The following is a 14,412-nucleotide window of genomic DNA, read 5'->3' as shown; positions in this document are numbered from 1 at the left end:
TTTGCCGCGCAAAAGAGAGAACACAATTTAACACGCGTCTTACGACGAGGTTTAGAGGCAGCGGAGGATCACTGTCTCCTTTCAGCGACCGCTTTGAACCTGAAGCGGTTGATATGGAACACGAAATGACGCCAGTGAGCGTCTTTTTTTCTGCTCAAATTCCCATTGCTGATTTTCAGAGGCCACTTTGTCAACAGCTCCGCTTTGTCTCTTTGTTCTTATCATTTTACCACAATTCCGAGAGCGTGGAAATAGCCTGTTTTTTCAGCCGATTTCCTACCTTTCGGATATACGGGACGGATGGTCATTTAGGTGTAGACTTCCGCATCGGCGAGCGCGGAAGCATCGGCAACCAGTTCCACAACAACACCATGTATTGGGATCACGGCTATGCCGTGAATGCGGTGGAGCAGGCAAGCTGGGGCACTCCCGTTTCCAGCGGGACGCAGATTTACAACAACATTTTCTATGGGGACAGCGATCTGGTGGTAAACAACGCGGGCGTCACCTACAGCAACAACTGTGTCTGGGGCGGCGTGGAGGACGCATATCCCATGGACGCGGATCCGTATGTCATTGTGGCCGACCCCATGCTGGTGGATCCCTCGCAGGCGCCGGACGGCAGCTTTGACGAGGGAAGCCGCACCGTCACACTGGGGGATGCTTCGGGCTTCCAGCTTCAGGCCGGTTCCCCCTGCATCGACGGCGGCATGGACTTCCTGCCCGTGCCGGAGGAGAGCTTCCCCGAGGTGGCGGATGAGCTGACGCCGACCAACATTACGCTCGAATACCTCGATTATTTCGGAAACCCCGTTCCCTACGGCGAAGCCGGGGGCGTGGTGGATATCGGCGCGCATGAGTATCAGGGAACCCCGGAACGCCCGCAGGCGGATACGGAGTATCTTGAAGCGCTGGCGGATCTGGCGCAGAGCTATGACGAGAGCCTTTTTGTCCCGGCTGGATGGGAGACGCTGGAACGCGCCGTGCAGGCGGCCCGGACAGTGCTCTCCTCCTCCAACCCGCTTCCGGCCCGTGTGGAAAGTGCGGAAAAGCAGCTGGAAGCCGCCGTGGCCGGCCTGGAAAAGCTTTCGGACAAGGTGGAAAACACGCCCGATACAGCGGAGAATATCCTGGCGGCGTATCACCCGGGAAATGATAACTCCGGCTTTGAAAAGGGAACCGCGGGAGACTGGGGAAGCTGGCAGAGCACGGTGTCCAACAGCGCGGAGCAGAAGCACACCGGCGCGGCCAGCCTGAAAATCGTGCAGACCGCTTCCGCCACGGCATATTCCGAGATCGGGAACGTACCGGTTTCCCCCAACACGGAGTACGTCTGTGAAGCATGGGTATACTGCACGGGTGAGCAGGCTTCCAGGGTGGCGGTGGAGGCCAAGCATCACAACAGCTATACCGGGCAGGGGGACATCAAGCTTGGAAAGGAAACCTCCTCCGATGGTACGGCACAGGCCGCATGGAGGAAAATTGTCCTTTTGTTTACCACAAAGGGCTACGATAAAATCAGCCTGAGCGTGAACAGCGATATTCCCACTGCGTATGTTGACGATGTGGTGCTGTATGAGCGGTACCGCGTGGAAAAGACGGAGCCCGATCGCGGCGCCCTTTCCCAGGCGGTTTCCCAGACGCCTCCCTTTGACGGGGAGGCCTACGCGCCCAGCCTCTGGCAGGCTTACCGCAAGGCGCTTTTGGCCGCACGGCTCCAGATGGTGGATGTGATGGCGGATCAAGAAAGCGTGGACGCGGCAGCGCAGGCTCTTATGGATGCCTTTGCCGCCCTGGAAACGGTGGATTTCGCCGCCTTGCAGGAGCTTTACACCCTGCATCAGGGCAAGCAGGAATCGCAGTATACCCCCGAAAGCTGGCAGGCCTTCTCAAAGGCCATGCAGCAGGCCGCCCGCCTTCTGGAGCAGGGATCGCCGGATCCGGAGCAGCTGCGCCAGGCGTATACAGAGCTCCAGCGGGCAGTCAGCGGGCTTGTTCCTGTCTCCCCCAAGCCCACAAATGTGACGGCTGTGCCAGGGACGGCGCGTCCGCAGGAGATCGCGGCGGATCCCGCAGAGGCTCCCGTGGAGGACGCCATCCTTGTGGAACCGGCGGAGCCTGACCCGGATGCCGGACAGCCCGAAAAAGAACCCGCAGGGGATGCGCAGCCCCCGGTTCAGGAAGAAAAAGAGCCGGCACAAGACGGGGCGGAACCCGTCCAGCCGGTGGAGGAGCCCGTTTCCGCACAGGAGCAGCAGGCAGGTTCCCCGAACGCAGCGCCATGGATAATTGCGGGCGTTGTGGTGCTGGGAGCCGGAGCGGCAGGCTGCTTTGCAGTCATCAAAAGGAAAAAATCCGCCTGACGGTAAAAACACGCAAGCCCTTCCTGAGAAGGAAGGGCTTGCGTGTTTGCCGGGAACGAGAGGAATCGCATGAAAAAGTGGCTTCCGGCGGCTGCCGCAATCGTGGTTCTCGCCATGGCGGCGATCGTTTTGTTCCGGTTCCAATCCGCGGAGCCGGCGTTCGCATTTACCATCGACGGGCTTGCGGTGGAAACAGAATTTTCCGAGGATCAGCTCCGGCAGGTCTATAAGCAGAACCTTCCGCTTTTCACATACGATGTGGGCGTTGCCGTGCTGGCGGCGGAGCTGTCCCCGGAAACGTTGGGGGAGACGGTGGAGCATATCCTCCTGCGCATGGGAGAGCAGACGGATCCCGCACAGCTGGCACAGGAGTTTCCCGAGGGATCCTTTTACCGGCTGGAAATGAATTCTCTGGATACGCAGGAGGGGAGAAGCGGAGCCTATGCCGCCCGGTGGGAGATCGCAAGCCAAATGCAAGAGGGGGAGCTTTCCGGGCCCTTTGACGCGGGCGGCACACAGATGCTTCTGCGCTGCCTGAGCCGCACGGAAAACGGCACGCTTCCCTTTGAGACGGTGCGGGGAACAATGGAAAGCCAGCTCCAGACCGCCGCCGTGCAGGAAAAGATCCGGGAAAAAGCCGCACAGGCGGAGATTGTCTGCGAGGAAGATCAGCTCCGGCAGGCCGCGCTGGAAGCGCTGGGGAAATAGGGCTTTAGTGGGCGGCCCTGCGGCGGTGACGGCGCAGCAGGAGGATTCCCGCCGCGAGTACCACAAGCGCCGCGCCCGCGGCGATGACTACGGGCAGCACGGGGAAAGTACCGGGGAGCACGCAGAAGGTGGTTTCCTCCCCGTCGGCTGTAAAGAGCAGGTAGCTTCCGTCTATCGTGAAATCCTGCTTCTGCCAGCCGTCCGCGCCGCGCACCCACAGCTGCCACCGCGAGCCGTCCTCCGGCAGGCGGTAATGCAGGGTGCGGGATGAAACGCCCAGCTCGGGGTCCGTCACCGTCACGGTCCAGACCGTGCCGGTGTGGGAAGCGCCCGCCGTGTCCTGCCAGGCGCTCTCCTCCGAGACAGCGGAGAGCTTCGCCGCCGTGCCGAAGCGGCCCTCGGCGAGGATCTGCGCCGGTTCGCTGCCGTCGGAGAGGGCGGAGCGGTACGGTGTGTAGACGGCCTCGATGGTGCGGCTTGCCGTGATGCAGCTGTAGTCCAGAGCAGGCCACGACGCGGAGCAGCCCTCCCGCGCCGGGATCTCCGGCAGGGAGTCCAGCGCGCCGCCATAGGGGACGGTCAGTGTCGCGACCACCGATTCTCCGTCTGTGAAGGTAAGAGTGAGATTGGAGAAGTTTTCCGGCGCGTCCGGCAGGGCGCAGAGATCGGAGAAGGCAATGGGTTCGGCCTGCCCGGCGTAGCTTACGCCGTCGATGGCGGCCGTCAGCCCCTCGGCGTACAGGCAGCCGCTGGCCGTCCCATCCTCCATCAGTTCCCCGGCGACAGATCCGGTTTTCGCGTCCCCGTGCGCCTGCGCGGCGGAACGGCAGTCCGTCAGCACAGCGCCGCGCCCTGTGATACCGCCCACACTGTGTTTTCCCGTAACCGTGCACCGGCTCCAGCAGCTTCGGATCGCCCCGGCCGCGTCGCCCGCGATGCCGCCCGCGTAGCTGCCGCCGGTGCTTTTTACATCTCCGTAGCTTTGGCAGCTGTCCGCCATGCCCAGATCCATGAGTCCCACGATGCCGCCCGCACAATCCTTTTTCACAGTGACAGACCCTTCATTCACGCAGTCAAACACCGCCGCCATCGTCTGGATGAGAAAGCTCACGGAGCGGTCGCCCTCCTGCGTCAGATCGTCCTCGGGGTCGAATTCCAGGTCGACGGCCATGGAGCCCGCGATTCCGGCGGTGTTCAGATCGCCCTCCACCGCGCCGGTGTTCCGGCACGCGGAGACGCGCCCCGCCGACTGGCTGCGCAGTGTCTCTCGGTCCGATACATCCTCATAGTGATCCTGCGCGTTTGCCTGACGGGAGCCTTCGTCCTGAATGAGTGACGCAATCACGCCCATCTGTTGGTTGATGTCCCTGAGATCCCCCAGCAGGCTGTCTGAGGAGCCGCTTGCCGCTGTGTTGAGGTCGTTCGCCGCCTGTGTCAGCGAGGAAAGGGCTTCGTTGAGGTCATCGTCCTTCTGTGTCACGTTTCCGTTGAGCGCGGGGATGTGCAGGGACGGGCCGCTGGTCAGCTCCTGTGCGGCGCTGTGCAGGCTTTCGGAGGAATTTGCGAGCCCGGAGAGCGCCCGTGCCAGATCATCCGCCGCGCTGCCCAGGGCGGCGGCCAGATCGTCCGTGCCGTTTACCGCCACCTGCGCTTCGTCCAGTGCTTTGCGCAGGGCGGCGGCGCTCGTCTGCAAGCCGCCGGTCACGGTGGTGTTGAGCGTTTCGCACGCGGTCAGCAGCTTTTCAGCGGACTTTTTCATTTCGGAGAGGTTGCCCAGAGAGGCGCGCAGCTCCTGCGCGGCGGTCTGCACGTCCTTGAGCGCGGCGCGCGTTTTTTCCAGAGCGGTTTCCAGGTCGCGCAGGGCGGTGCGGGCGCTTTCCAGACTCTTGCCCGTCAGCCTGCCGAGCCGTTCCGCCTCGTCCATCGCGTCGGACAGCTTACCGGCAGCCTGCGAGAGTGTGTGGAGCTGATCGTCCGCGTCCGCGAGTGCCGGATCCAGCAGATTCAGAGCGCGGGAAACGCGCGCGGAGAGATCGTTGAGCTGGCCCGTGCCCTCGTCGGCCCAGTCCGCCGCCGCGCCGGAAAGCGCGTCCGCGGCACGGCGTGCGCTGTCCGTCTGGTCGGAGAGAGCGGAAAGCCTGGCGGACAGGTCATGGGAGACGTTCCCCGCGTCGTTCAGCAGGGCGTCCGTTTTCGTTTGCAGGGTGGAAAGCTCGTCGCCGAGCTTTTGCAGAAAGGTCTGGCTGTACAGCAGCGTCACCTCCGGCTCCAGCTGGCCCACAATGCCGCCGACATCCTTGCGGCCCTGCACGCTGCCGCTGTTGGTGCAGCCATCCAGCAGGCCGCTCTGCCGCCCGGCTACGCCGCCGACGTTGTAGCCGATGTGCGGATAGCCGACACTGCCCTCGTTGCGGCAGTTCTGGAGGATTCCGGCGGAATAGCCCGCCACGCCTCCTACATCTGTCCAGCCGGAGAGATCGGCAGCCGCGTCCGTGACGGAGTTTTCCTCCAGCACGGTCTGGGCCGTGGCTTCCTCCTCCAGCTGGGTGGTGTTGACGCTGCCGAGATTGACACACTCCACGGCGCTGCCGAGGTTCTGCCCCACAACGCCGCCCGCGTGCAGCTCGCCGGACAGGCTTCCCGCAAAGGTGCAGCCCGTCAGCTCGCCGCCCGCTTCGTTCTTTCCGGCAACGCCCCCGGCGTCCGTGCCGCCCCGCACCGTGCCGGAGAAGGAGCAGCGCAGCAGCGTTCCCTGGTTGCGCCCGGCCACGCCGCCCACGATATCGCGCGTCCCGGTGGGGGAAACGGTCCCCTCCACGCGGAGATCCTGCACGACCGCGCCCTTCTGGACGGATCGGAACAGTCCCTGCGTGCTGCCGTCACCCGTGAGGGAAAGGCCGGAGATGGTGTGGCCGCCGCCGTCAAACATGCCGCCAAAGGTGGGGATGCCGGAAAAGCTGACTCCTGTAAGGTCGAGATCGGCTTCGAGCACCGCCGTTTTCCCGCGCGACCAGCTGTCGAGCGTGCAGCTTTTTGCGAAGGCTTGCAGATCCTGCACGGTGCGGATGTGCACCGTTTCCTCCTGCGCCAGCGCGGGGATAGGGCAGGAGAACACCAGCATCACTGCGGCCAGCAGAGCCGCCGCCGCTTTATTCCACTGTCGTTTCATCGTGTGGTTCCTCCTTTCCCTTGCCGGGTTCCGTTGTATCCGCATCGGAGCCTTCCGGTGTGGTTTTCTCGCCGGGATCCTCATTCTGCACGGTCTCCGGCAGGGCGGGTTCGTCCGATCCGCCGCCTGCCGCGCCGTCCTGTCCCGTTTCCACCGTAGCGGATACGGTGCCGCGGATCACGCCGCGCACGTCCGCGTCGATGATGCCGTTCACCTGTCCGCGCACCCGGCCGTTGACAATAAACGATCCGCTGCCGCGTGTCAGCCGGCCGCGATCCGGCACGGGCAGCGTGATGTTGAAGCGCGTGCGCTCCACAAGGCTGTCCCCGAGCAGGAGGATCTGCGGCAGGATGAACATGACAAGGAACATCGAGATCAGCGTGCCGCGGCACAGGCACTGGCCGATGCCGACGATGCTCGGCTCGGTGGTGATCTGCGCGATTAGGAAGGCCGCGATGGACAAGATGCTGCCGGAGGTGAGCACCGTCGGGAAGGACAGGCTCAGTGCGCGGATGATGGCTTCCTTTTTCGGCATCGTGGTTTTGAGATCGTTGTACCAGGTGGAGATGACGATGGCGTAGTCGATGTTCGCGCCCATCTGGATGGCTGTGACGATCAGATAGCTCATGAAGAAGATGGGTTCCCCTGTGAAGCCGGGGAACGCGAAGTTCAGCCAGATACTTCCCTGGATTACCAGGATCAGCAGGATCGGCAGGCCAACGGAGAGGAAGGTGAACAGCAGCACCACGATGACGAACACGACCGTCAGCACACTGATGAGGATGTTATCCCGCGCGAAGGAGGTGGAGAGGTCGTAATCGCTGGTGGAATCGCCCACAAGATAGACGCTTTCGGCGGGGTAGTAGCGCTCCGCTTCCTTGTGGAGCGTTTGGAGGAACGCGAACGTTTCCGCGCCCTCCTCCGGCAGATTCAGCGTAAGCACCAGACGCGAATAGTTTTCCCCAAGCATCTGAGCGCGCGCGTCGGTCAGCTGGGTGTAGAGATCGTCAATTTGATCGCTCAGTTCCTCGTCCAGCGTGATGTAGCCGTCCTCCTTGCAGTCGTGAATGAAGAGGAAGAGATCCATCAGCGGGATTTTGTAATCCTGCACACCTCCGACGATCCGCCCGTATTCCTCGCGGTCGGCGGCGTAGGCGGCATAGAGCAGGCGGGCCTGCTCGTAGTCAAGATCGATCAGCTCCGAAAACTCGCGGGGCGTGAGCGCGTCGGTGAGTGTGTAGCCGTCCATGGCCTCAATGTTTGCCAGCCCGAGCGCGGAGTCGATCTCCTCATAGCTTTCGAGCCGATTCAGCAGGGCTTTCTCGCTCTCGTAGTCCCCGCGCGGCACCAGCATGGCCATGACGTTCTGCGAGCCAAACGCTTCGTCGATCGTCTCCTGCGCGATCTGTGCTTCGTTCTGGCGGGCGGTGTGGATCTCGCTGTAGCCGTACACATAGGGGCACTGGTTGGAGAGGAAGAACGCGCCCACCAGACAGACGGCGAACACCGGCACGCCCACATAGCGAAGCTTTACCACCAGCTTACCCCAGCGGTCGATCGACGGGATGAAGTTCTTGTGCCGCGTGCGATCCATGGCGCGGCAGAAGATCATAAGCAGGCCGGGCATGAGGGTGAACACGGAGAGCATGCTCAGGCAGATGGCCTTGATCAGCACCAGGCCCATGTCGAAGCCGATGCGGAATTCCATGAACATCATCGCTGCCAGTCCGGAGATGGTCGTCAGGCTGCTGGCGGAAATCGACGGGATCGAGACGCTCAGCGCGGTGATGCACGCTTCGCGGTCCCCGGCGTGCTCGCGCTCCTCCAGGAAGCGGTGCAGCAGGATGATCGCGTAGTCGATCGCGAGGGCCAGCTGAAGGATCACCGTCACGGAGTTCGAGACAAAGGAGATCTCCCCGAGCAGGAAGTTTGTGCCGAGGTTCAGCACGGCCGCCGCGCCGAAGGTGATGACGAGCACCGGGATTTCGGCGTAGGATTTCGACGTGAGCAGCAGCACAAGCAGAATCACGATGGCCGCGATCACCAGAATAACGCCCATTTCCGATTGCAGCGTGGTGGAGGAATCGCTGCCCACGGGCGTGTCGATCTGCACGTCGTAGGGGGCGAGCAGCTCCCGCACACGGCCGAGCGCTTCCAGGCTGACAGGATCGGTCTCCTCGCCCGCGAAGGTGACGGAGATGAGCGCATCATCCCCGTGGCAGTAGGCGTTGATCTCCTCGGGCGTGGGGGTGGTTTCCTCCTGCGGGCCAAGGCTGTTCCCAAGTGTCGCGGAGGTTACACCTTCCAGCTCCGCGAGCTGATCGGCCAGATGCTCCGCCGTGTCGAGCGTGACATGGGAAACCATCACACGCGCGGTGGCGAAGGTGGTGGTCTCCTCCTGCATGAGCGTCAGGCCCTGGCGCGTTTCCGTTGTCGGGGGGAGATACTGGGTGATGTCGTTGCACACCTGCACCCAGCTGCGCGAAAAGATCGAGAAGATGGCCGCGCAGATGTACAGGAAAAAGATCAGGTTTCGTTTGTCCACAATCAGGGTGGCAAGGCGCACCATGAAAGAGGGGAAATCGTTCTTTTTACTCACAGTCTCCCTCCTTCGGTTCGATTGCGGGCAGTCTGCGCCCGCTCCAGCACATGGTGCATTCTTCCAGCTCGGCGGTGCCGGTGATCGTTTCCCCGGCGAGGGTCAGCACGCTGCGGCACTGGTGGGTTCCCACGGCGGTGCGCAGGGGATGCAGCAGGGTAAACGTGCGCACGCCGTCCCACTGTCCGCTGACGCTGTTTTCATAGCCCGCGAGAGAGAGCGTTCCCGAAACGTCCGGGCCATGGCGCAGAAGCGAGAGAAGCCCCGGACGGGGGCCAAGCTGGCTGTGCAGAATCAGCTCGTACAGCTCCTTCATGGTGGATCCTTCCTTCCGAAAAAGTCCGCGGCTTATCGCGGGGCTCAAATTGCCGCTTTGGCTGCAAAAATGCAAACGTGAAGTTTTCGCTCAAGCCTTTTTCAAAAGGGCGCCGTGTGCCGGTGGCACACAAACAAGGCGCCGACCGGAGCGGGAGCGGAGACTTTGCAGGGGTGAAGGGGGTGGAACCCCCTTCATAAGAACGCACGCGAAGCCACAGAAAGCCAGGAAAAAGAGCAAAGTGATTTTTTCCGGACCTTTACCGCAAAGCTAAAGTTACAAGCACCTTGCCAGGCAGAATGCTTTTTTCGACAACTGAGTCCGCGACTTATCGCGGGATTACAGCTTCAGCATACGATCCGTGATGCGGAAGCACAACATGCACACAGGCTGTCTCTGTCAGAATTGTGACACGGACAGCCTATGTGCATGAATTTCGAAAAAGAAATTTACCGAAAAATGTGAGTGTGGTAAAATAAAATTCTAAGGGGGTTCCTTTTTATGAAAAACAAAAGCTATGAATCGTCGCACGCTACAAAGCAGGCAATCTGCGCCGCGCTCAAGGAGCTGATGGCCCAGAAGCCGCTGGAACGCATCACCGTGAGTGAGATCATGGATCGATGCGGGATGGTGCGGCAGCATTTTTACTATCATTTTGAAGATATCTATGATCTCGTGCGCTGGATGTTCCAGGAGGAGGCCGTTTCCCTGCTCCAGCGGCAGGAGGGAGCGCTGCTGTGGCAGGAAGGGCTTTTGCAGCTGTTCCAGTATTTGCAGGAAAACCGGGCGGTGTGCCTGTGCGCGCTGCACTCTTTGAGCCGCACACATCTCAAGCACTTTTTCCATACCGATTTATATGCCATCGTGGGGCGCACTGTCGCGGCCATTGCTGGCGAAGCGGGCTGCACGGACGAGGACGAGCTGGAACTGCTCACGCATTTTGCGATCCTCTCGCTCGCGGCGGTTATGGAAAGCTGGCTGCTCGGGGAGATTGACCGCACGCCTGAGGAGCTGATCGCCTTTGCTGACCGGATCCTGCGCAATCAGGTGCGCGGCGCGGCGGCGGCCCGCCAGGAGGAAGCGGTCCAAAAGAAGGAAATCTCCGGCTGAACTTGACAATCGCGCGGGCGCGCGGTAAAATAATGAAAATCAGACAAAGGCTTTGACAGGGAAAAGTAAGCGTGCGCGAAAGCAAAGAGAGAAGCTGGCCGGTGAAAAGCTTCGTGAAACGCCCGCCGAACGTGGCCCCCGAGCTCCGGACCGAACAGCTTGTCTCAGTAGGCTCCGGCGGTTCCCCTCCGTTACCGGGCGGCGGCAGGCGATTGCCCGCCGGCAGAGTGCGGGAGAGGATCCCGAAATTAGGTGGTACCGCGGACTGTTCAGCCCGCCCTAAGCGAGACGGCTTGGGGCGGGCTTTTTTGTTTGATTTGAACGGCAATTTGGAAATTTATCCTGTTAGCGTGATAAAGTCTTGACGGGGACGGGAAATGTCACTATAATGAATGATAAATTGGTGCATGAGGCCCGGACTCCGGCTTGGACTGAAATTTTCTGTGGAAAGGATGGTGCCCCATGATCAGCGGCGCAGAAATCATGGTGAAATGTCTGGAGCTTGAGGGTGTGGAGCTGGCCTTCGGCTATCCCGGCGCGGCGATCTGCCCGTTCTATGATTTCCTTTACCAGTCCGGCATCCGGCATGTCCTGGTGCGCGAGGAGCAAAACGCGGCCCACGCGGCCAGCGGGTATGCCCGCTCGAGCGGCAAGCCCGGCGTGTGCATCGCCACCTCCGGCCCCGGCGCAACGAACCTCATCACCGGCATTGCCACGGCGTATATGGACAGCATCCCGCTTGTGGCCATCACAGGGCAGGTCAATTCGGAGCTGCTCGGCCGCGATGTGTTCCAGGAGGCGGATATCACCGGAGCCTGCGAACCGTTTACGAAACATTCGTATCTGGTCAAGCACGCGAAGGATCTGCCGCGCGTGTTCAAGGAAGCGTTTCATATCGCCTCCACAGGCCGTCCCGGCCCGGTGCTGATCGACGTCCCCGTGGACGTGCAGCAGGAGGAGATTGAGGAATTCCATTATCCGGAAAAGGCGGCGATCATCGGCTACAAGCCCCGCACGCAGGGTCACACGATCCAGATCCGCAAGGCGCTGGAAGCGATCGAGAAGGCCCAGCGCCCGATCATCTGCTGCGGCGGCGGCGTGGTGCTCGCGGGCGCGCGGGAGGAGCTGGTCGCGTTCGCGCGGAGCAGCGGCATCCCGGTGTGCGCTACGATGATGGGTATCGGCGTCATCCCGATGGACGATCCGTATTACCTCGGCATGATCGGCATGCACGGACGCACCGGCGCGAACCGCGCGATGAAGGAAGCCGATCTGGTGATCCTCTGCGGCGCGCGCGTGGGCGATCGGGCGGTATCCGCGCCCCAGCAGATCGCGGAGAAGGCCGTGGTGATTCATATTGATATTGATCCCGCCGAGATCGGCAAGAATATGCCGGTCGACATCCCGATTGTGGGCGATATCCGCACGGTCATGCGCGCGCTGGCCGAGCAGGTGAAAAACACCGTCCCGCAGGAATGGCTCGACCAGACGCTCGGCTATAAAAAGACATACCCCAGCCGCGGCGAACCGCGTACTGACAGCGTGGAGCCGCGCGTGTTCATCCGTGACCTCTCCGCGATGATGCAGGAGAACGCGATCCTTGTCGCGGACGTGGGACAGAACCAGATTTGGGCGGCCCGCAATTTCAACGTCAAGGAGGGCCGTTTCCTGACAAGCGGCGGCCTTGGCACGATGGGTTACTCCATCCCCGCCGCAATCGGCGCGAAGCTTGCCAAGCCCCACCGCCAGGTGGTGGCCGTGTGCGGTGACGGCTCGTTCCAGATGAGCATGTGCGAGCTTGGTACCCTCTGCCAGGAGGGCGCGGCGGTGAAGATCATCGTCATGGAAAACGGGCGGCTCGGCATGGTGAAGGAGTTTCAGGATCGGCTGTACAATAAGCGGTACATGGCGACTGTCCTGCGCGGCGATCCGGATTTCGTGAAGCTGGCCGAAGCGTACGGCATCCCCGCCGCACGGGCGGAGACGAACGAGCAGGCGAAGGAGCTGGCCCGCACCATGCTCGAAACCGACGGCCCCTTTATTCTGGTGTGCCGCGTCGATCCCGACGTGCCGAGTATTTGAGGAAGGAGGCCCCGGTATGAAATACACACTTTCCGTTCTGGTGGAAAACCAGCCCGGCGTCCTCTCGAAGGTGGCCGGTCTGTTTGCAAGGCGCGGTTTCAACATTGACAGCCTCGCCGTCGGTGTGACGGAGCATCCCGAAATCTCCCGCATGACCATCGTGGTCAACGGCGATGAATATATTGTCGAGCAGGTGGAAAAGCAGCTGAACAAGGTGATTCCCGTCATCAAGGTCAAGGTGCTCCAGCCCGAAGCGTTTATCAGCCGCGAGCTGTCGCTGATCAAGGTTAACTGCAACACCAAGCAGCGGCTCGAGATCATGCAGATCGCCCAGCTGATGAATGCCGGAATCGTCGACGTGACAACCAACAGCCTCACGCTCCAGCTTGCCGCCACGGCGGAGGAAACCGAGACGTGCATCGCGCTGCTGCATCCGTTTGGCATTAAGGAGATCTGCCGCGCGGGTACCATCGCGCTGGAAAAAGGCTCCGGCGTCACTGCCCCCTCGGGCAAGAAATAACTTTGTGAAAGGCCCAACCCCGCCGGGCCATCCTACGGGGTTTCGTTCTTCAATAAAAAAGAATGCCGCAAGGCAAGGAGGAAAAAGCTATGCCTAAGATTTACTACAACGCGGATTGTGACATCAACGTCCTCAAGGGAAAGACCGTCGCCATCATCGGCTACGGCAGCCAGGGCCATGCCCATGCGCTGAACCTGCACGACAGCGGCGTGAACGTGATTGTCGGCCTGTATGAGGGCAGCAAGAGCGCGGAGCGCGCCAAGAAGGCTGGTCTGACCGTCATGAACGTTGCGGAAGCCACCAAGGCTGCCGATATCATCATGATTCTGATCCCCGACGAGCGTCAGGCGGATATGTATAAGAAGGATATCGCTCCGAACCTCACCGAGGGCAAGGCGATTGCGTTCGCGCACGGCTTCAACATCCATTTCGGCCAGATCGTTCCGCCCGCAAACGTCGACGTGTTCATGATTGCTCCGAAGGGCCCCGGCCACACCGTCCGCAGTGAGTTTGTGGAGGGCAAGGGCGTTCCGGCTCTGATCGCTGTGCAGCAGGATTACACCGGCCACTGCCTTGACATCGGCCTTGCTTACGGCGCGGGCATCGGTGCTGCCAGAGCGGCTCTGATGGAGACCACCTTCAAGATCGAGACCGAGACCGACCTCTTCGGCGAGCAGGCTGTTCTGTGCGGCGGCGTCACCGCTCTGATGCAGGCTGGCTTTGAGACGCTGGTTGAGGCTGGCTACGCTCCGGAGAACGCTTACTTCGAGTGCATCCATGAGATGAAGCTGATCGTCGACCTGATCTACAACGGCGGCTTCAAGAAGATGCGCTACTCCATCTCCGACACCGCCGAATTCGGCGATTACGAGACGGGCAAGCGTCTGATCACCGAGGAGACCAAGAAGGAGATGAAGAAGATTCTCTCCGAGATCCAGGACGGCACCTTCGCTTCCAAGTGGATTGCCGAGAACAAGAACGGCCGCGCCCACTTCAACGCTTGCCGCCGCATTGCCGCTTCCCATCAGCTGGAAGAGGTCGGCGCCGAGCTGCGCAAGATGTATGCCTGGAACGACAACGACAAGTATGCGGATTAATTTTCAATATTTCCAATAAATATTGGCAGGGGCTCTTTTGCGATACCAACACTGCAAAAGGGCCCCTGTTTTTTTGTCGCTTCTTTCCCGCACCCAGCTGCTGAAGCGTAATTTTCCGGGCGGAGCCTGCAAAATTATGCTTCAGACTATGTGCTGGCGTCAGCCAGTACATGATTAGCTCAGGCCGCATGGCCCCCCATTTCTTGCCGCCAAGAAATGGGGGAAAGAACCGCGAGGGGCTTTGCCCCTTCGAACCCCGCGCTTTGTTTTCTACGTCAGGTTTGTGCCCCCTCTCCCCCGTCACGGCCGGCCAAATTTGCGCTGACGCGCAAGACTGGCCGGCTGGTGGGGGAATCTCCCCAAATTAGCGTGGGGAATAATTTGGGGAGATTCCGTGGGTTGGGGTACGGGCTTGCGGGAAGCTGTGCGCGTCAATCAGCACCCCAGC

The 14,412-nt window shown here is 61.3% G+C and carries 9 protein-coding genes and 1 other annotated feature; of the genes, 6 read left to right on the top strand and 3 right to left on the bottom strand.

The genetic code is table 11. The annotated features are described in order from the left end of the window. The first annotated feature begins 245 nt into the window (after nt 1-245). Together B5F35_RS16165 and B5F35_RS16160 are read left to right on the top strand one after the other, a co-directional pair. Nucleotides 246-2,363: a carbohydrate binding domain-containing protein gene (locus B5F35_RS16165; protein WP_140401264.1), complete on the top strand. Its 2,118-nt coding sequence runs from the start codon at nt 246-248 to the stop codon at nt 2,361-2,363. 69 nt (nt 2,364-2,432) lie between these two features. Further along, the gene (locus B5F35_RS16160) at nt 2,433-3,071 is read left to right on the top strand and encodes a peptidylprolyl isomerase (protein ID WP_140401263.1); all 639 of its coding nucleotides are present in this window, start codon (nt 2,433-2,435) and stop codon (nt 3,069-3,071) included. 4 nt (nt 3,072-3,075) lie between these two features. Here the strand turns inward: B5F35_RS16160 and B5F35_RS16155 are convergent, their stop codons facing one another. Genes B5F35_RS16155 through B5F35_RS16145 form a run of 3 tightly spaced genes read right to left on the bottom strand, consistent with a single transcriptional unit; the run spans nt 3,076 to nt 9,155 of the window. Further along, complete coding sequence (locus B5F35_RS16155) at nt 3,076-6,240, bottom strand: coiled-coil domain-containing protein (RefSeq protein ID WP_087242594.1); 3,165 nt, start codon at nt 6,238-6,240, stop codon at nt 3,076-3,078. Then, nucleotides 6,221-8,839, bottom strand: a complete 2,619-nt coding sequence (locus B5F35_RS16150; RefSeq protein ID WP_087242593.1) for an efflux RND transporter permease subunit — start codon at nt 8,837-8,839, stop codon at nt 6,221-6,223. Before B5F35_RS16150 ends, B5F35_RS16155 begins: the two co-directional genes overlap by 20 nt. Beyond that, nucleotides 8,832-9,155: a hypothetical protein gene (locus B5F35_RS16145; RefSeq protein WP_087242592.1), complete on the bottom strand. Its 324-nt coding sequence runs from the start codon at nt 9,153-9,155 to the stop codon at nt 8,832-8,834. The genes B5F35_RS16150 and B5F35_RS16145 overlap by 8 nt, the downstream gene beginning before the upstream one ends. 501 nt (nt 9,156-9,656) lie before the next feature. On the opposite strand from B5F35_RS16145, the gene B5F35_RS16140 reads away from it, so the two are divergent. The 4 genes from B5F35_RS16140 to ilvC all read left to right on the top strand — a co-directional run bounded on the left by B5F35_RS16140 (nt 9,657) and on the right by ilvC (nt 13,964). Further along, entirely contained in the window at nt 9,657-10,265 is a 609-nt protein-coding gene (locus B5F35_RS16140) for a TetR/AcrR family transcriptional regulator (RefSeq protein WP_087242591.1), read from the top strand. A gap of 43 nt (nt 10,266-10,308) precedes the next feature. Continuing rightward, nucleotides 10,309-10,550, top strand: a binding site (T-box leader). A 177-nt stretch (nt 10,551-10,727) separates the two neighbouring features. Then, the gene (gene ilvB, locus B5F35_RS16135; protein ID WP_087242590.1) at nt 10,728-12,347 is read left to right on the top strand and encodes a biosynthetic-type acetolactate synthase large subunit; all 1,620 of its coding nucleotides are present in this window, start codon (nt 10,728-10,730) and stop codon (nt 12,345-12,347) included. A gap of 16 nt (nt 12,348-12,363) precedes the next feature. Beyond that, on the top strand, nt 12,364-12,867 hold the full coding sequence (gene ilvN / locus B5F35_RS16130; RefSeq protein WP_087242589.1) for an acetolactate synthase small subunit: 504 nt from the start codon (nt 12,364-12,366) through the stop codon (nt 12,865-12,867). A gap of 89 nt (nt 12,868-12,956) precedes the next feature. After that, on the top strand, nt 12,957-13,964 hold the full coding sequence (gene ilvC / locus B5F35_RS16125) for a ketol-acid reductoisomerase (protein WP_087242588.1): 1,008 nt from the start codon (nt 12,957-12,959) through the stop codon (nt 13,962-13,964). Nucleotides 13,965-14,412: the final 448 nt, after the last annotated feature.

It is taken from the genome of Anaeromassilibacillus sp. An200, assembly GCF_002160025.1.
Classification (GTDB): domain Bacteria; phylum Bacillota; class Clostridia; order Oscillospirales; family Acutalibacteraceae; genus Caccousia; species Caccousia stercoris.
This window is presented reverse-complemented; position numbering and strand designations above follow the sequence as displayed.